At 70.6% G+C, this 17,714-nt stretch carries 18 protein-coding genes; 15 read left to right on the top strand and 3 right to left on the bottom strand.

Features of this window, described 5'->3' with window-relative positions:
- Positions 1–46 precede the first annotated feature (46 nt).
- From WFH00_RS02930 to WFH00_RS02920, 3 genes are read left to right on the top strand one after another with little or no spacing between them, the layout of a single operon-like run.
- Entirely contained in the window at positions 47–2,515 is a 2,469-nt protein-coding gene (locus WFH00_RS02930; protein WP_336659105.1) for a transglutaminase domain-containing protein, read from the top strand.
- Positions 2,515–3,330: a PP2C family protein-serine/threonine phosphatase gene (locus tag WFH00_RS02925; protein ID WP_336659104.1), complete on the top strand. Its 816-nt coding sequence runs from the start codon at positions 2,515–2,517 to the stop codon at positions 3,328–3,330. Before WFH00_RS02930 ends, WFH00_RS02925 begins: the two co-directional genes overlap by 1 nt.
- The gene (locus tag WFH00_RS02920) at positions 3,327–4,115 is read left to right on the top strand and encodes a hypothetical protein (protein WP_336659103.1); all 789 of its coding nucleotides are present in this window, start codon (positions 3,327–3,329) and stop codon (positions 4,113–4,115) included. The genes WFH00_RS02925 and WFH00_RS02920 overlap by 4 nt, the downstream gene beginning before the upstream one ends.
- A gap of 32 nt (positions 4,116–4,147) precedes the next feature.
- Here the strand turns inward: WFH00_RS02920 and WFH00_RS02915 are convergent, their stop codons facing one another.
- The 3 genes from WFH00_RS02915 to WFH00_RS02905 are packed head-to-tail and all read right to left on the bottom strand — an operon-like array spanning position 4,148 to position 8,091.
- Positions 4,148–5,377 (bottom strand): S8 family serine peptidase, encoded by a 1,230-nt coding sequence (locus WFH00_RS02915; protein WP_336659102.1) that lies wholly within the window; start codon positions 5,375–5,377, stop codon positions 4,148–4,150.
- Positions 5,374–6,750, bottom strand: coding sequence for a type VII secretion protein EccB (eccB, locus tag WFH00_RS02910; RefSeq protein ID WP_336659101.1), 1,377 nt, complete (start codon positions 6,748–6,750; stop codon positions 5,374–5,376). The genes WFH00_RS02915 and eccB overlap by 4 nt, the downstream gene beginning before the upstream one ends.
- A 3-nt stretch (positions 6,751–6,753) precedes the next feature.
- On the bottom strand, positions 6,754–8,091 hold the full coding sequence (locus WFH00_RS02905; protein WP_336659100.1) for an EsaB/YukD family protein: 1,338 nt from the start codon (positions 8,089–8,091) through the stop codon (positions 6,754–6,756).
- A 119-nt stretch (positions 8,092–8,210) separates the two neighbouring features.
- Here WFH00_RS02905 and WFH00_RS02900 point away from each other — a divergent pair, with 119 nt between their 5' ends.
- The 12 genes from WFH00_RS02900 (at position 8,211) to WFH00_RS02845 (ending at position 17,670) form a co-directional block, all read left to right on the top strand.
- Positions 8,211–9,542, top strand: coding sequence for a hypothetical protein (locus WFH00_RS02900; RefSeq protein WP_336659099.1), 1,332 nt, complete (start codon positions 8,211–8,213; stop codon positions 9,540–9,542).
- Between the two features lie 230 nt (positions 9,543–9,772).
- The gene (locus WFH00_RS02895) at positions 9,773–10,828 is read left to right on the top strand and encodes an FHA domain-containing protein (protein ID WP_336659098.1); all 1,056 of its coding nucleotides are present in this window, start codon (positions 9,773–9,775) and stop codon (positions 10,826–10,828) included.
- 132 nt (positions 10,829–10,960) lie between these two features.
- Complete coding sequence (locus tag WFH00_RS02890; protein WP_336659097.1) at positions 10,961–11,278, top strand: WXG100 family type VII secretion target; 318 nt, start codon at positions 10,961–10,963, stop codon at positions 11,276–11,278.
- 34 nt (positions 11,279–11,312) lie between these two features.
- Complete coding sequence (locus tag WFH00_RS02885) at positions 11,313–11,609, top strand: WXG100 family type VII secretion target (RefSeq protein WP_442918768.1); 297 nt, start codon at positions 11,313–11,315, stop codon at positions 11,607–11,609.
- Between the two features lie 122 nt (positions 11,610–11,731).
- The gene (locus tag WFH00_RS02880; protein WP_336659095.1) at positions 11,732–12,112 is read left to right on the top strand and encodes a hypothetical protein; all 381 of its coding nucleotides are present in this window, start codon (positions 11,732–11,734) and stop codon (positions 12,110–12,112) included.
- Complete coding sequence (locus WFH00_RS02875; protein ID WP_336659175.1) at positions 12,109–13,593, top strand: S8/S53 family peptidase; 1,485 nt, start codon at positions 12,109–12,111, stop codon at positions 13,591–13,593. The genes WFH00_RS02880 and WFH00_RS02875 overlap by 4 nt, the downstream gene beginning before the upstream one ends.
- Positions 13,590–14,930, top strand: coding sequence for a hypothetical protein (locus WFH00_RS02870; RefSeq protein WP_336659094.1), 1,341 nt, complete (start codon positions 13,590–13,592; stop codon positions 14,928–14,930). The genes WFH00_RS02875 and WFH00_RS02870 overlap by 4 nt, the downstream gene beginning before the upstream one ends.
- Positions 14,927–16,060 (top strand): hypothetical protein, encoded by a 1,134-nt coding sequence (locus tag WFH00_RS02865; RefSeq protein ID WP_336659093.1) that lies wholly within the window; start codon positions 14,927–14,929, stop codon positions 16,058–16,060. The genes WFH00_RS02870 and WFH00_RS02865 overlap by 4 nt, the downstream gene beginning before the upstream one ends.
- The gene (locus WFH00_RS02860) at positions 16,057–16,386 is read left to right on the top strand and encodes a hypothetical protein (RefSeq protein WP_336659092.1); all 330 of its coding nucleotides are present in this window, start codon (positions 16,057–16,059) and stop codon (positions 16,384–16,386) included. Before WFH00_RS02865 ends, WFH00_RS02860 begins: the two co-directional genes overlap by 4 nt.
- Positions 16,383–16,667 (top strand): WXG100 family type VII secretion target, encoded by a 285-nt coding sequence (locus tag WFH00_RS02855; RefSeq protein WP_336659091.1) that lies wholly within the window; start codon positions 16,383–16,385, stop codon positions 16,665–16,667. The genes WFH00_RS02860 and WFH00_RS02855 overlap by 4 nt, the downstream gene beginning before the upstream one ends.
- A complete protein-coding gene (locus WFH00_RS02850) occupies positions 16,667–17,128 on the top strand; it encodes a hypothetical protein (RefSeq protein WP_336659090.1) in 462 nt (153 codons plus the stop codon). The genes WFH00_RS02855 and WFH00_RS02850 overlap by 1 nt, the downstream gene beginning before the upstream one ends.
- Positions 17,125–17,670 carry a hypothetical protein gene (locus tag WFH00_RS02845; RefSeq protein WP_336659089.1) on the top strand — a complete coding sequence of 182 codons (546 nt, stop codon included), beginning with the start codon at positions 17,125–17,127 and terminating at the stop codon, positions 17,668–17,670. Before WFH00_RS02850 ends, WFH00_RS02845 begins: the two co-directional genes overlap by 4 nt.
- Positions 17,671–17,714 lie beyond the last annotated feature (44 nt).

Genomic DNA, 17,714 nt, shown 5'->3' with positions numbered 1-17,714 from the left:
AGCGCACCCTACCGCTGCGAACGCGAGAAACCGCATAGCTCCATCGATGCTCGCCGCCGCCGCCCTTCTCAGCGCAGCTGCGGTCGCCGCGGGAGCGTTCGCCGCCCAGCCGATCTATCGCGATCCACGCGTGTGGCTCGTGGGCGCCGCGGCGTGGGCCATCGGCTTCGGTGTCGTCTGGCTCGGACGGCGCATGAGATGGGGCGCGGCGACCGCGGCCTTGCTCGTCGCGGTGTTCGTGATCGTCGTCGTGCCACTCGCGGTGCCCAGCGCGCTCCGTGAGGGAGCGACCGGCGTGCTCCGCGGCCTGCTCGACGGACTCGCCGCCGTCGCGCTCGGGTGGAAGCAGCTGCTCACGCTCACTCTCCCGGTGGGCACGTACCAGGCGGTCATGGTGCCGTGGCTGCTCGTCGCCCTGTTAGCGAGCGCCGCGATCACGGCTCTGGCACTCCGAGGCGGGCGCGCGACCCCGCTCGCTGCGGTGCCGGCACTGGCGCCCGTCGCATTCGGCACACTGTTCGGTTCATCCGCGGTGAGCGCGCCGCTTCGCTTCGGCGCATTGACCATCGCGGCGCCCCGCGAGCTCGCGCTCTGGGGCATCGTCTGCGTGGCCGGTGCGGCCTGGGTCGCGTGGACTTCGGGCAGCGGCCGTCGCCGAGCGCTGCGACTCGGTCGCGCTGCCGACTCGCGAGTCCGCGCCCCCGGTGCGCGCCGAGGCAAGATCGTTCGCGGCATCAGTGCCGCGCTGACCGCACTCGTAGCGCTCGGAGTGGGCGCCGCGGCGTCACCGCTCGTCTCGGGCGAGCGGCAGGTGCCGCGTGATCGCATTGATCCCGAGCTCGTGGTGAAGGAGCAGACGAGCCCGCTCGCCGGATATCGCGGCATGAAGCGCGACGACGTCTTCGACGCGCCGCTGTTCCGGGTGCAGGTCGAGGGTGCAGTGCCCGAGCGGCTGCGTATGGCGGTGCTCGACGGCTACGACGGAGTCGACTTCTTCGTCGCGGATGGGGCCGCGGGGCGATTCACGCGCTTCCCGAGCGGTGACGCGGTGGCCGATCCCACGGAGGTCTCCGTCGAGATCGCCGATGGGTACACCGGCATCTGGCTCCCGATGTCTCCGCCGCTCGCCGAGCCGCCCGTCTTCGGGGGGCCCCGCGCTTCCGCGCTCGCCGACGCGTTCTACGTGAACCGTGTGAGCGATGCTGCGATCGCCGTGCCACGGGGCAGCGGCGTGCGCGAGGGCGACGCCTACACCGTGACGATGAGCGCGAGCAACGACGCCGAGCTCGCGGCGGAACCCGCGCAGGATGAGCCGCTCTTCGACCTCGAGACGATGCCGCAACTCGCCCTGTGGCTCAATACGCAGCAGTTGCCTGATACGAGCGCGGGGATGCTCGAGGCGATCGAGCGTCTTCGCGACCGGGGCTACTTGAGCCATTCGCTAACCGACGGCGAGGGCGAGCGCGACTGGCTGGAGGCCGCCGCGGAGGAATACGGCACGCGGTTCGTTTCAAGCGCCGGCGGTCACTCCGTCGCTCGCATCGAGGCGCTCTTCACGCAGCTCAACGAGCAGGAACGCGCGGCCGGGAGCGAGGCCGACGATCGCGCCCTCGTCGCGGGCATCGGCGACGACGAGCAGTTCGCGGCCGCGGCGGCGCTCATCGCGAGAGCAATGGGCTTCGACTCCCGCGTCGTGCTCGGCGTGCGTCTCGATGGAGCCCCCGCTGCCCAGGGCGCCGACGCCGCGACCGAAGAAGCAGGAGTGCCGGGGGTGCCCGCATGCGACGAGGTGTGCACCGGGGCGAACGTCGCGGCCTGGATCGAGGTGCGGGGCGATCGCGGTGACTGGGTCGCGGTCGACGCGAGCCCGCAGGTCGAGGTACCGCCGAGCGCCCTCGAGCGCGGCGAGCAGCTTCCCGAGTTTCCGACGGTGCCCGAGGAGCGCGACGCGAGCCAGGCGGAACCGCCCTCGGGAACGAGCGGTGACTCGGGGAACTCGTCGGACTCCCCTGAGCGCGATTCGTTCGCGGCGCTGTGGCCGATCCTGCGCGCTATCGGGCTCTCGTTACTCGCGCTGCTGCTGCTTGCGCTTCCGCTGCTGTTCATCCCCGTCGCGAAGCGCATCCGTTCGCGTCGTCGGCGTTCTGCACCGAGCGCGGAGGAGCGAGCACTGGGAGCGTGGAGCGAACTGATCGACGGTTACGCCGATACGGGTCGGATGGCGACTGGGGCCGCGGGGCGGCGGGAGACGGCCGAAGCGCTCGCGCTGCCCTCGGGCGCGTGGATCGCGTGGACGGTCGACCGTGCGGTGTACGCTCGCGAGGGTATCGATGAGGAGGACGTCACGCGGCTCTGGGCGCTCGTCGACGACGAGCTCGCAGCGCGACGGGCAACGCTGGGATTCTGGGGGCGGCTGCGCGCGCGGTACTCGCTGCGTTCCCTCCTCCCACGAACACGAACACGAACACGACGGGTGCTGCGCCTCGGCCGGCGCGCCACCGCAGGAGGACGATAATGCGAATGGACACGCTGCCTGAGGTGCGTGCTGCGGCGCGCACGGACGTGGGCATGTTGCGATCCGTGAACGAGGATTCCGCGTGCGCGGAGTACCCGGTGTTCCTCGTCGCCGACGGCATGGGTGGCCACGAGGCGGGCGAGGAGGCCAGCCGCGCAGCGATCGAGGCGTTCGTTTCGGCGATCACAGCGGGCGAACCCTCGACGCTCGCGGAGGTGGGGGCCGCGCTCGAGGCGGCTCGCGACGCGGTCGCGCGGGTGGCGGCGGATCGCCGACGCGGGGCCGGCTGCACGCTCACGGGGGCGGTGCTCGTGGAGCACGACGGTCGCCCGCACTGGCTGGTGCTGAATATCGGCGACTCCCGGGTCTATCTGCACCGCGGCGCGGACTTGCACCAGATCACGGTCGACCACTCGCTGCGCGACGAGATGATCGCGGGCGGTGCGCACGATCCGGCGACACTGCCCGGGCGCAACGTCATCACCCGGGCTCTCGGATCGGCAGATACGACGGCCGATAGCTGGCTGTTACCCGTCGAGGACGGCGCTCGTCTGCTCATCTGCTCCGACGGCCTCACGACGGAGATCGATGATCATCAGCTGCGGGCGGTGCTCACGATGGGCGGCTCGTCGGAGGCGGTCGCTGAGGAGCTCGTGCGGCGGGCGAACACCGCGGGAGGGCGAGACAACATCACGGTGATCGTGGTCGATGTTGTGGCCGGGGGCGACGCATGGCACATCATGCCGACCGGATCCGCCACGGCCACCGAGGACGACGTCACCCTGAGCGCGACCGTGCCGAGGCGCGGACGGTGACGGAGTCGCGGGGGGCGGCCGCGGGCGAACCGAGACCAGGGGAGCCGCAGCCCGACGAAGGCGACGAGACGGTCGTCGTCGCAGCTTCGGAGACTTCAGACGAGACGGTCGCCGTCGCAGCTTCGGGGGACGCGGACGAGACGGTCGTCGTGCCCGCAGCGCAACCGGATCCCGTCCATGAGACCGTCGCGGTCGCTGCCGCGGAGCAAGCCGGACGCGGAGACCAGCACGATGCGGGCGCTCCTAAACCCTCCGACGACACCGTGGTGGTCGCGGCCCCGGATCCGGTGGCGCCGGAGGAGACCGTCGTCGTACCGCGAGCGCCCGGGACCGGCGCGCCGCGTTCCGCCCAGACCGCCGCGCGAGTGCCGAGCCGCAGCGCGGTGAATCCCGCGCCTCCGGTTGCGGAGCCGCGCCGCGCCGAGCTCCCGCCGGAACTCGCCGCGCGCATGTTCAAGTCTCCGCTGAGCACGAAGTACCGCGTGCCGACTGCGCCGAACGAGGCGCCGGAGCGGGCGCTCCCGAGGCGCGGCGTCACGCCGGCGCTTCCGGTGCTGTCGACGTCGCGAGCTGGACGGCTGAACGTTGGTTCGCGGGAGACGGACGCACGAATCGGCCCTCCGCCTCCAGCCGCGGCGCTCCCGCCCGCCGCCGACCGGAGCGGCCTGCGCTCACTCGAGCGCGCGGACCGGCGCTTCGGTATCGCGACCGTCATCGGTTTCGGCGTGAGCGTGGTGCTGGCAGCCGGGGGCTTGACCGCGATCGCGTTCGTCGTCTTCAGCTGACCGTTCGGAGCCCGAATCGGGTCCGGCTCGCATCACTTCCGGCGGAGCCGGGCTCCCAGCGCGAACAGCGCCACAAGACCGGCGGCGACCGCCGCGATCGACACCACAAGCGTCTGATTGCCCGGTTCGGTCGCGTGTGTCGTGACGCTCGTCTCGCGAATGGGCACCGCGGCATCGCTGGTGTCGGCGAATGGGCTCGCCGGCCCGCGCGTCGCGGCCGACGGCCGGAGGTCGAGCGCTTCCGTCGGGCGGATCACGCCCCACCCGAGCAGATCATCGCGCGAGTCGGGGTCGCTCCGAGCCGCCGTCGCCTGTAAACGGTACGCCCAGCCCGCGGGGCCCTCCTCGGGGTAGCGCTCCGCGAGCAGGGCGGCGGCGCCCGCAGCGTACGCCGTCGCGAAACTGGCCTCGGGCGTCTCCCCGTAGAGGCAGTCCCCGCCGCCCGTCGAGAGTGAAAGCACGTTCTGCCCGGGAGCCGCAACGCCGACGTGGGCGCCGTGGATCGCGTCGTCGGTCGGAAGCCCGTCGGCGTCGACGGCGGTGACCGAGAGCACTCCGGGATACGCCGCTGGATACCGCGGTGCGTCCCCGGCGTCCGACTCGGAGCCGCGTGTTCCGGCGCTCGCGACCACGAGCGATCCGCGTGACGCGGCATACGCGGTCGCCGCTCGCATCGATGCGACATCGGCATCATCGCTCAGCGACACCGAGATGATCTGAGCCCCGAGATCCGCACCCCTGCGAATCGCCGCGGCGACGCGCTCGGGCTCGGGCCCGAAACCGCCACGCACGCTCTCCTCATCGGTGCCCCGGAATACGCGCAGCGAAATCAACCGCGCATCGGGCGCGATCCCGACCGCGCCCGCGGTCGCTGACGGGCGGGCCGCGATGATTCCAGCGATTGCGGTGCCGTGCCCCTGCGGATCGCCGAGGCCGTCCGTGCGCTCGCCGTCCGCGATGAGTGAGTCGCTGCCCGGCGTGAAAGCGTCCTCGAGTTGGGGGCGGGAAGCGTCGATGCCCGAGTCGATCACGGCGACCGTGACACCGGATCCCGTCGGGAGATCGGCGCCGCTCTCGGGAAACCAGCCCATCGCCGCGAACGCTTCGGGCGGCCCGGGGAGACGCGCCATGACGCCCGGCGCGCATCTCTCGGCCGCGAAGGCCGGCGTCGGCGTCTCGCTCACCAGCGCAGCGCTGAAAGCGGCGACGCCGCAGCACGCGGCAAGCGCGAGGGCCGCGACTCGGAGCCCGCGCTGCTTCATGAACCCGATTCCGCGCCGGCACCCGCGGAGGGGCTCGCGGTCGCCGCCTCGGCGGTCAACGCCGGCCCCGCCGGCAACAGTTGCACCCAGGTCGCGGGCACGACCGCGACGTCGCTCGTCGAATAACCCAGGCGCTTCGCACCGGTGGCTGCATCACCGGGCACGGCGTACGCGGTGCCGCTCGTGTCGACGAGGGTGAGGAGTCCCTCGCGTCCGCTACGCACGAGCGCACCGCCGTCTTCCGTGACATTCACGGTCGTGGTGCCGGAGGCGCTCTCCGAGGTGCTGCGAGTCTCCGTCTCGCCCGCACCCGGCTCGAGCTGCGCGCCGGGCTCCGCGAGCACGGTGCGCTGATCCGCCGCCTCGCCTGCGAGCGTTGCACACGGCGCCTCGCTCCCAGCGACCCCGGTGAGGGGCTGCTGAGGCCAGCTCGCGGGACCTGCGGCTTCTGCCGTGTCGAGCGCGCCGATCTGCGAGGGGCTGATCTCGACCTCTTCGCCGAGCTTGCCCGAGCCGCCATCGAGCAGGTAGAGGCGATATGCGAGGTCGCTCAGGCGAGCGAGCGATCCATCGGCGGTCAGGAGGTAGCGCTCGTCGTCGGCTCCGCCGGTGGGGCGGATCACCGAACCGCTCGGCAGCCCCACCTCGTCGACCGCGCCCCCGCGAACCCCGGGGAGCGGCGCCAGGTCGTCGCCCGGAGAGAAGAGCGCGAGCCATTCTCCCCGCACCTCACGGGGGGAGCTGCCGTCGAGGCCGATGGCGCGAAGTACCGCGGTGCGATCGCGCTCGGGCACGAGATAACTCTTGCCACCGGCGATCACGTACGTCTCGCCCTCGCTCGTCACGACCAAGCCCGTGCCTGCGGCGGCCGCCGCGGGGCGCTCTCCACCGATCTGCAGCTGCGTCGCTTCGGGGGTCGCGCACGCGGTCCAGCGCTCGCCATCGAGGCGCGCGGGTTCCGGCAGCGTGTCGGGCGCCCCGAGAATGCCGATGGTGCCGCCGATCGGGATGCCGTCGAGCGCGCCCTGCTTCACGGTCACCACGTCGAACTCGCCCGCGGGAATCGCCATGCGCGCGCTCACCGTGTTGATGACCGGGTGCAGCGTGCCGTCGACGCTGACGTAGCGGGCGCCCGTGTCGCTCGCCACGATCAGGCGGTTGTTCTCCCAGCCACCGGGCAGCTTCGGCTGCATCAGCCCGATGAAGACGCCGGCGAGCACGACCATCGCGGTGAGGGCGATGCCGGCGAACACGGCGCGCAGGGGCTTCGCCGGTTCGAGTTCCTTACCGCCCGGTGCGCCACCGACGAACGCCGAGAGCAGTCGGGCCCGACTGAAATTCTGCGCCTCGAGCAGATCCTTCTTGGTCGCCACGGCCTACGCGAGCCCCGCCGCGATCGCTCCGAGCGGCAGCAGCAGCGCGAGCAGGATGACCTCGACCGTGTCGCCGAGGGTGGCGATCCGCATTCTCGCCTGCGTGCTCAGCAGCGTGAGGCCCGTGACGATGCCCGTGGCGATGAGCAGCGCGGTGAGCAGCAGCGGTGCGTGGTCGCGGTGGCTCAGGATCGTCGTGAGACCGGCGACCGCGAGGATCGCGGTGCCGCCCGCGAGCAGCACGATCACCGACGCCCGCCGGGCCGACTGGCGAGAGTGGAACATGAGTACGGCGCCGCACGCGAGCGTGAGCAGCGTTCCGGTCCAGCCGGCGCTCGCGACGACCGGCGTCGCGACGAGCACCGCGATCGCGAAGGCGACACGGAGCGCCACGAGCAGGCGATGCCCAGAATCGACTCGGGCGGCGATGCGCTCGGGGTCGACGGGCTCGGGGACATCGAACATCTCCGCCTCGCTCATCGGCGAAATGACCCGGATGCGGGTGCTGCTGAGCGTGAGCCAGGGGAGCGCACCCGCGAGGAGGCCAGCGCACGCGATCATCACGGCGTACGGGCCCGCCGGATCGACGCCGGTGATGCCGACGATGCCGGATGGGATCGCGAGCGCGACGCCGAGAGCCACCGGAAGCACCAGGAGCTCGACGGGCTTCGTGGCGACGAGCAGTGCCGCACCGCCGCCGACGATGAGCCCGAGCGCCCCGGCTGCGAGCCCGAAACCCCAGAGCGACTGCCCGTGCGCGATCAGATACCCCGTGAGGCCGGCGAACCCGGCGGCCGCGAAGCCGAAGCCGAGACCGGCCTCGTGTTGACGGGTGCGGCAGAGAGTCGCGGTCAGGCCGAGGAGCACGAGAGTGCCGACTCCCGCGATGAGCGCGGGAAGCAGCGACGTGGCGGGCTGCAGGGCGAGCAGGATCGCGCTGAGGGCGACCAACGTCAGGCTCACGGCGGTGGCGGTGCGAGCGGCGTCCTCGGGTCGCCACGAGGTGTGATGCGCGGAGGTCGCGTCGATCACGGCCTCGACGACGTCGTCGTAGCGGCGGGGAACGGCGACGAGCTGGCCCCGCGTCAGCGTCAGGATCTCGCCCTGGTCGATGCCCTGCGCGAGCGCCCCGCGGGTCGGGTCGAGTTCGGCCCCATCGGCTCGAGTCAGGCGATAGCCGCCGTGCAGCAGCGTGGCGTCGAGCACTCCGAGGCCCCGCGCAACGCCCGGGAGCACCTCGAGGAGCGGAAGACGACCCGGAATCGCGAGGTCGACGCGTCGCTCGGCGTGCACCACCGAGAGACGCACGAGAGCACTCGCGTCGGCTGTTTCTGCGCTCACGCACTTCCCCCTCGTGCGATCGATGGATTTCCCCGGGTTCCAGCAAGCATCCTAGTGCGGATCTCAGCGCGGCGTCCGCCGCGGGGCGCCGGTTCTCGAGCGACGCTACACTGTCTGGCGTGAGTCAGCCTGCGCCGAGCCTGCGCCGGATCGCGCTCGATGCGGCGGGGACCCGGCACGATCTCGTGGTGCCGCAGAACACCGATCTCGCCGGCGCGCTCGCCGCCGTCGGAGTGCATCTTGTGGCGGGCGAGCGGGTGCTCGGCCCAGATGGCGGCTCGGTCGATGCCGGCACTGCAGCTGCCGAGCTCCGCGAGGGCGGTCTGTATTCAGTAGCGGGTCTTCCCGGCGAGCGCGAGGAGAGCGGCCCCGCGATCGAGAACGCGCAGCGGCTGCGCACGGCGCCGTGGGCGCTCACGGGATTCGGAGTCGGCGCAGCTTTGCTCGCGACGCTGGTGCCGGAGATGCGGTGGATCGCGGTAGCAGTGCTGGCACTCGCCTCCCTCGGCTGCGCGCTCGTCTCGGCGAGCCGCGCTCATGCTCGCAGCGAGGGAACGATCGCGGCCGTTGTGCTCGCCGCCTTCGCCGCAGCACTCGCGGTGCTGCCTCAGTTCGCAGCTGAACCCGTCATCCTGCTCGCGATCGCCTCGTCCGCGGTCGCAGTGCTTGCCGCGCTTCTGGCGTTCATGGCGACCGCTCCCCGGCTCCGCGCCGGGGCCGTGCCGCTCGTCGTGATCGCGGCGGCGTTCGCCGCCCTCGCCTTTCTCAGCCCGGCGCTCGGCTGGTCCGCACCGCAAATGCTCATCGTTGCCGCCGCCGCGGCGACGATCGGCCTGAGAGCCGCGCCGAGCATGCTCGTGGGGGTCGATCCCGGCTATCACATCGACTACGGACGGTTCATGGTGCTGCGATGGACTGTGCGGGGGCGCGTGCCCGAGTCGATCGAGCGAGTCGATGCGGATCGCGTGCGCGGTCTCGTCTCGGCCGTCGAGGCGCGGCTCGAGTGGACCGTGGTGATCCTCTCGGTGGTCGCCGCCGCGGGGATTCCGGCGGCGATCGTGCCGCTTCATCGGGGAGGCACCGTCGAACGGATTGCGGCCGTACTCTGCGCGATCTGGATCGTGCTCGGCCTCGTATTGACCTCGCGACGCATGGCGGCGGTCTCGCTGCGCACCCCACCGCGCTTGGCCGCAATCGTCGGACTCCTGCTACTCGCGCTGCTCGGCGCGCCGCATCTCACGGCAGGAGGGAGCTTGCTTGCGGCCGGTGCCCTGCTCGTGGCGGGTGCCGCCACAGGCGTCTCGGTGCTCTCGCTCGCTCGCGGCGAGCGCTCGCTCGGGTGGTCGCGCACAGGAGATATCGTGGACAGCATTGCCATCGCGCTCGTGCTCCCCGCCGGGGTGCTCGCAGCCGGGACGCTGAATCTATTGCAGGGGGTGCTCGCCGCATGAGCGATGCCGCGCAGGGGCAGGCACAGGGTCCGGGCCAAGGCCGGAATCGAGGCAGGCGGGCGGCTCAGCCCGTGCACCCGCAGCGCCCGCCGGCGCAGCGCAGGGGGCCCGCACGCCCGCGCGGCGAGCGCCCCGCGATCGCGGCACCCGCGCGTCCCGCGAATCCTCCGCGCGATACGCGTCTCGCCGGCGCGCTTGCTCGGTCACGCGCCTGGGCTCGGCCCGCGGGCGTGGGGGCGAGGATCGGCGCCTACTCCATCGACGCCGCGGTGTGCCTCGCGCTCGCCGCCATCGCTTGGATGCTCACACGCAGTCTGCTCATCGGCGTGCTCGTGCTCGTCGAGCTGGCGGTGATCCTGCTCGTCATCGAGGCCCGCACGGGTGTGACGGTCGGTAACCTGCTGCTGCGACTGCGCACCGCGCGCGATGACTCGCCGTTCTCTCCCGGCATGGGGCGCGGGTTCGTCCGGGGGCTCGTGCAGGGCGCGGGGAGCCTGGTCGCCCTCGTCGGAGGCTGGGCCGTCGTGGCCACGAGCGCCGCGGATCCGATGCGCATGGGGCGCAGTTGGGCCGACCGTGCCGGTCGCACGCTCGTCGTGAAGGTGCCGAGCGAGGCCGAGCGCGCCGCGTGGTCGCGGAGTGCGGAGGCCTGGGCGCAGAGCGCACCCCGCACTGCGACGGAAGCGACAGCGGTGCCGCCCGGAGCGACAGCGCCCCAGGCGGCGCGTCCGGCGGCAGCAACGGTGATCGAGCCCGACCGGCAGGAGCGAGACGCGGCCGTCGGCTCGATCCGCCCCCCGTCAGCGACCCAAGGTGCACCCGTTGCCTCACAGCCCGGCCCTGCGGAGCCCGTACCGGCCGCCGAAGCGGCGCCTGCCCTCCCCGAGGGCGTTATCGCGGTCGACGCGCCGATCCCGCCCGCTCCGGCCCCGCGTCGCACGACCACGCTCCTCCTCCTGAGCTTCGACACGGGCCAGCGAGTCCAGCTCCGCATTCCGACCGTCGTCAACCTCGGTCGACGCCCGGAGGCGAGCGACCCCGCGGATCAGCTCGTCACCGTCGAGGACCCCGCGGGCTCGGTGTCGAAGACGCACCTGCGGCTCGAATATCGCGGTGACAGCGTGTGGGTGACGGACCTCGGGTCGACCAACGGCTCCGAAATGGTCGACGACACCGGCGAGGTCAGCCAGCTTCCGACGGGCGCGCGCGTGCGCATGGAAACCGGCGCAAGCGTCAGAATCGGGGAGCGCAGCTTCACGGCCGCGACCGTGACCGGCGAGGTCTAATGTCCGTTGCCCCGCTGGCATCTGCGCCGAGTTTCGCGTAGCGTCGTCACTGGCGATTTCGCCCTGGGCGGGGGAGCCGAGGGAGTGAGTGCCCCAATCCGGGGTCGACACGCTAGGAAAAAGGGGAACGTTATGGCACAGACCATTTCGGCTGAAGAGGGAGCTCTTCGCCGCGGACAGCAGGCGGTCGCTGAGGCGAAGGCCGGCATCGACCAGCAGACGAAGAAGGTGCGCGGCGATATCGAGCAGCTGCGCGGCTACTGGCAGGGCGCTGCCGCCGGTTCGTTCACGCAGCTCATGCAGCGCTGGGACGCCGAGACCGTGAAGCTCAACAACGTGCTCATCGACCTCGAGAATGCGCTTCGCGGGACCGAGCAGGATCAGGCTGCGACCGAGCAGGAGCACCAGCAGGCCATTTCCGGCCTCGGCGCGATGATGTCGGGCAACTGACGGTACGAACGAAGCTTCAGGGGAACGAGGAATCATGAGCATGCAGTCGATGTCAGTGCAGACGGCACAGGTCAGCGCTTTGGCCGCCGAGATCCGGAATGGGTCGCAGGGGATCCGCTCGGAGATCGAGCGTTTGGAGTCCGAGGTCGGAAAGCTCCGTGGCGCGTGGAACGGCGAGGCGCAGAACTCGTACGACGCGGCGCAGCGCCAGTGGACGCAGTCGCTCGGCGAGCTGCAGTCCCTGCTCGAGCGCATCTCGAGCAGCACGGAGCAGATCGCCCAGGCGTACAACGCGAGCGACGCTCGCAACGCGGGTCGTTTCGCCGGTTGAGCCGGAGGGGAGGGCGGTGCGCGTGTCGACGCGGCGACCGCCCTCCTGAGCAGTACCGAGCCCGCGCTGGGGGAAGCGGCGGGGCTCGTGAGTGGGTGGAATGCTGAGGGGGAGCAGACACAATGTCCGACAGTTCACGCGTGGGAGCCGAAAGCGGCGCCAAGGAGACCGTGTGGAGTCTCGGCGAGTACGATCCGAGCGCGCCGTCGCCTGATCAGCTCGCGGCGGTGAGTGGCACGCGGGCCGCGTCCGCGCAGTTCTACGTCGACACTCTCCAGTGGGCCGGCGGGTCGTTCGCAGCGGAGTTCTCTCAGTTGCTCACTCGCATTCAGCAGGATTGTGCCGAGTCGGCTCAGGCGATTCAGGCGCTGCACGATCTCGACGAGGAGATCGGAGCTACGCTTCGCGGCGTCAACGTCGAGGGGCTCACCCAGTCGCGCGGCGGCCCGCAGATCTCGCCCGCGGGCGACGGCGGTACCTCGAGCAACCAGTCGTGGGGATGATTCGGGTGGGGCGCGTCGTCGGTGCCGCGGCGGTGGCGCTCCTGCTCACCGTGGGCGGCGTCGCTCCGGCTTACGCGGCGCTCGATACCGACGGTCGTGAGGCCGCACTCTGGTATGCGGATCGCATGAAGTTCGATGACATCCGCGACAAGGGCCTGACCGGCGAGGGCGTCACGATCGCCGTGATCGACGACGCGATCAACACGGACGTGGCTGAGCTGAAGGGCGCCGATATCGAGGTGCGCGGGCAGTTCTGCCGCGACGCGGTGAGCGGCGACGAGCTGCCCGCGACGACCGACGATCCCTCGCGCTTTCACGGCACGAATGTGACGTCCATGCTCGTGGGGACGGGGGTCGCAGCCGACGGCGGAGCCGGCGCGCGAGGTATCGTGCCCGATGCCTCGGTGAAGTTCTACGCCGCGGCTGACCCCGCGAGCGACGCGAGCAAGGATTGCGCGGCGTACAACCCGGTGACGGGCGAGTTCGCCGCGGATCGCAAGCCCGACGTATCGGACGGCGAGTACGACGTCGTCGATGACGCGATTCTGAGTTCCCCGACGGCTGTTGCAGCCGATCAAGCGCTTGCCGACGGAGTCGACATCATCAACGTGTCGTCGCTGGCCTCCGTCTGGGACAACTCGAGCTGGTCCCCGGTTGCGGTGAAGGCGCTGCGAGCCGGCGTGCCGATCGTCGCGGGCACTCTGAATCCCGACGCGACGACTCAGGACATCTTGAACCTCCTCCCCGCGGGCCTGAACGGCTCGGTCGCGGTCGGCGGGGTCGACAACGACGGCAAGCCGATCCGTGGCGTGGATCCGACGACCGGGATCGAGCAGGAGTCGCGGGGCATCTCGAACCTCGGCTTCGCGGGCCCGGCCTTCCAGATGCTCGTTCCGGCCGCGGAGGGAGCGTGGGAGCCCGGACTCGGGTCGGGAACCTCACTCGCGACTCCGCTCGTCGCGGGAACGATTGCGCTCGGGCTCGAGAAGTACCCCGAGGCGTCGGCATTCCAGGTGCTCCAGGCGATGGTGCGCACGACCGGCGCGGGCGAACAGCACGAGCCCGAGTGGGGCGGCGTGCTCTACGGCTACGGCATCGTGAATCCGATGTCGATGCTCGCGGTGGACCCGACGCAGTTCCCTGACGAGAACCCGCTTTTCGTGGCGTCGAGCGACGATCCGAGGTGCGGATCCGGCGCCGCCGGCGCGACGCCGAACGACGACGATCCCCTTGCGAATTGCGCCTGGGCGGCCGGGCCCTCCGCCGAGATGGTGGGGTCGGGGCCGGAGCCGGGCACGGAGACAACTGCGGACGATGCTGCGACGGACGGCCAGTCTGCGCTGATGCCCATTCTCATCGTCGGAGGCGTGCTGCTCCTCGGAGTTGTCGCCGCCGCGATCATCGTCCCCATCGTCGTGGTCCGATCACGCAAAAATCTTTCCTATCGAAATACGCAGCAGCACGAGGAGTACGTGTCATGAGCGCAAGATCCAACGAGCGGCTCCTCGAGGAGCTCGCCTTCGGCGATGACTGGCGGATCGACCGTCTCGGTTCGCTGATCAGCGCGGTCGACGGGGTGCAGCAGAAGATTGCGGGCACGGTCGCGCAGCTCGAGGGCAAATGGCAGGGCCGCGCGGCGGAGACCGCGCTCGCGCGCCTCCGCGTGCACCATACGAACCTGGGTCATTTCCGTCGGATGTTGAACGACGCGCAGTCGCTGGTCACGGGCATGAGCGAGACCTCGTGCGCCGCGAGCTGTGCGAATACGGTGCGCCGATCGGAGGCGCAGCGGCTGCTCTCGTCGCTCCCGAGCGGCGTCGTGCCGGGCTGGGTGCATGACGCGGTCAACCAGGGCAAGACCGTCGAGGTGCCGTTCTTCGGGAAGATCGATCTCAACAGCGGTGTCGAGAGCCTGGCGAACAGCTTGGGAGCTGGCCGCGAGGCGGCCGCCGCAGACGCCCTCGTGCAGATGCAGAGCATCGTGCAGGTGGAGAAGAGTAAGATCGAGTCGCTCTCGGTGCAGTACGACCCGCTGCCGCTCGATGACGGCGGCGTCGAGGAGGTACCGGAGTTCACGGTCGGCGGCCCCGATCGGGCTTTCCGAAGCGTGAGTGGGCCAGGCTCCGGCGGGCCGGGCTTCGGCGGCGGCCCCGGCGGTGTCGGAACCGGCACGGGAGGGCCGGGATTCACGTACCCGGGCGGAGGATCCGGCGGCGGAGGCGGGACCTGGACCGGTGGCGGCAACGACGGCACGGGGCCGCAGTTCCCCGACACGGAGTGGCAACCGCCCACGGACCCGACGTTCAACCCGGGCGGGAATGGCGGGAACGAGGGCAATGACGGCTCCGTTGGTGGCGACGTCACTGCTGGTCACCCGAATGCCGAGGACGTAGACGGCACTGCCACCCGGAGCGGCCTCGGTGCCGCGGGAATCGGTGCCGCGGGGCTTGCCGCGGGTGCGCGTCTCGTGGCGGGCCGAGGCGCCGGGTTGGGATTGCGCGGGGGTGCCGCTGGCGGACTCGGGCAGAAGTTTTCCGCCGCGGGCGCCGGGGGCCTGCGTGGAGCGGCATCGACCGCGGGCGCGGGCGGCGCGGCCGGCGGAGGTGCGGCTGGCGGCTCATCCGGTGCCGGGGCGGCCCGCGGCATGCGGTCCGGCGGGATGATGATGGGCGCCGGTGCAGGTGGCTCGGATCAGAAGAAGAAGGGCGCGCGATCCGGTCTCGGGTACCTCGCCCCGAAGATCGAGGACGAGCGCGAGGGAGGCCCGGCAGCGGACGCTTCGCGTGCCGGAAGCCGCGAAGAAGGGTTCGGCGAATGACCGGAACGTCAGACACCGATTTCTGGATCACGCCCGGCGGCCTCGACCAGCAGGCTGGCGGGTTCGAGGAGTGGGCAGCGGCGGTATCGGATGCCGCGGATTGGATCAGCAGCAACCCCATCGGGAGTGCGGCCGACCACCCCCTGTATCAGGGAGCTGCCGATCGTGCGGCCGAGATCAACGCCGGGCTACCGCCGTTCCTGCGCCATGTCCGCGATGTGCTGAACGGCGTAGGCGCTGAGCTGCGGGAGGTCGCGACGGAGGCGCGCACGATCGACATGCAGACCGCCGCTGAGCTCGACGCCGTGGACCCGACGGAGTACAACAACTTCGACCCGGATGCGCCGGGGCGCCGTTCCGCGGCCGACATCGCCCCGGAATACGATCGCACCGACGAGCTGCTCTTCACGGTGAACTCGATGCCCGGAGGGGGCGTGGGCTACTACCTCGCCTCGGACGGGCAGTACGACTATCTCAATGACCGTGAGACGCAGCTCATCCCGGGCGACGTGCTGAGTCCGTCGGAGTGGTACTGGACGGTCTTCGGCTGGGTCGGCGCGCAGAACATCAAGGATCAGCTGGTCCAGGCGTTCGGCGGACGCTGGATCGATCTCTACGAGTTCAAGCACACGCTGAAGGGCCTGAGCGACATGCTCCTGGACGTCTCGGGCAACGTCGAGGCCGCGGCCGGAGCGCTCTCCGTGTACTGGCAGGGGTACGCGGCGAACAGCGCGCAGTCGTACTTCGCTGAGCTCGTGGAGAAGCTGCGCGATGCGGCGAACGAGATCGGTGAAGCAAGCGACAATTTCAACTCCTTCCTCGAGGGCGTCGAAGCCGAGTTCGATGTGCTCTCGGGCGCAGCGTACGCTTTCATGGACGCGGTGATCGTTGCGGCGGTCGCTGCCGCCGCAGGCACCGCGACCGCCGAAACCGGAGTGGGTGCGGTAGCGGGCTGGGGCGTCGCCGGTCTCTCGCTCCTATACGCCGCTAACCGGGCGAAGAAGGTGTGGGACGGCGTGCAGGATCTCCTGACGTTGCTCGACATCCTCAAGGCGGTTGAAGGTTTGACAGCTGATCTCGGAAATGTCACCCAAGATTTGTTCGTCCCGGCGATGGAGGAGACCGCATGAGCGAGCGCGGCACACTGGAGGACGCACAAGCGCAACTCGAGACGTGGCTCCGGCCGGCACCGGGCGGAGCCGATCCCGAGACGGTTCTCGTGACCTCGATTCCCCCGACTGCTCCGCTGATGCGTGAACTGCATCGAGCGCTCCGCGTGGCGGCCGACGACATCAACCGGACCCCCGAGCAGAGAGCGCAGTTCCGAGCGCTCCTCAGCGGTGAGCGCTCGCCGGATGAGGTGCTACGCTCTGGGCTGCTTCCGATACCGGATCGCGATCGCTTGCCGGCTGACGCGCAAGCGATCGTCTCACAGCTGCAGGAGGAGACACCATGAGTATTCGAGTGGCCCGGGGCGCCACCGGCGGGCTTGACGAGGTGCAGGTGGGCCTGGACGCGATCGAGGGGACGTTGCGCGACCTGGAAAGCCGACTCTCGGAGCTCCAGCAGCGATGGGATGGTGACGCGCGCGAGGCCTTCGCCGACGCCTCCCGCAAGTGGAATCGGCAGATCGAGGCTCTGAACGGCATCGCGCACGCGGCGCGCCGCCGCGCCCAGCAGCACGTCGATACCGTGGGATCGCACGATGCGCGCCGAGCGACGGCGTGGACCCGCTGATGCGAGTCTGGGGGGCCGTGGGCGCCGCGCTCGTCGCGTGCGCGGCGCTCAGCGGATGCTCCGCGGCGGCGGGTTCGACCGTGACGATTACCTACACGGACGCCGACGGCGCGGAGCAGAGCGTCGACGCTCAGTTCGACGACATGAATTGTACGTCGACGCAGGCGAGCGCGACGACGGTCTCGGGTGATCTCGCCTCGGTGACGGCGCACTTCGACGACAGTCGCGATAACTTCCGCGGTTCGGCGTGGATCAACGGCGAGTCACTCGTGAGCTTTAGTGCCGATCGGCTCGACGTCGAGCGCGAGGGGGACAAGGTCACGGTCGCCGGCGACGGCGAGGTCACCGTCACCGAGGCAATCGAGAGCCCCGCGGACGCACCGAGCGGCTCGGGCCTCGATACCGAGAACGCCGAGCAGTTCGAGGGTTCGATCAGCGCGGCACTCGTATGCGCAGAGTGAGGCCGGCGCTCGCCGCCGTGCTGCTCGCGGGCGGCGCGATGCTCCTGTCGGGGTGCGGATCGGCCGGAGGTGATACTCCGAGCGCCGAGAGCGGCGAAACGGCGGCGACGCCCGCCAAGCCGGCCGTGCCGACCGAGGTGCCGGATCCGCCGACCGCAACGATCGACTTCGCTGTTGACGGTGACGATCGCTCGGTGTCGGCTGACTTCTCGACGATGAGCTGCTCCGCGCACACCTTCGCGGCGCAGGCCGAAGACGGCCGAAGCGCGAGCGCCCTCTTGCCCGCATCGGACTCCGAGACGCCCGGGCGTATCACGGTGTCGGTAATGGGAGACGACGAGCTGGTCGTCTTCAGCGGCACCGGTCTGCCCGAGTTCACCGATCTCGGTTCGGCAGTCGTTGCCTCGCTTTCTGACCTTTCCGGCTCAGCGACGGTCGTTTCGATCGCGTCCGGCAAAGCTCCTGCGATCGGCGAGGTCGACCTTTCGCAGGGTACCGAGGTGGAAGCAACATTGTCCGCAGCTCTCGCCTGCCAGAAGTAAGGCGCAGCACATGACATCAGTACCGTTTCGCGATCTGCCCTCGA

The organism is Leucobacter sp. USHLN153 (genome assembly GCF_037145615.1).
In the GTDB taxonomy this organism is placed as follows: domain Bacteria; phylum Actinomycetota; class Actinomycetes; order Actinomycetales; family Microbacteriaceae; genus Leucobacter.
This window is presented reverse-complemented; position numbering and strand designations above follow the sequence as displayed.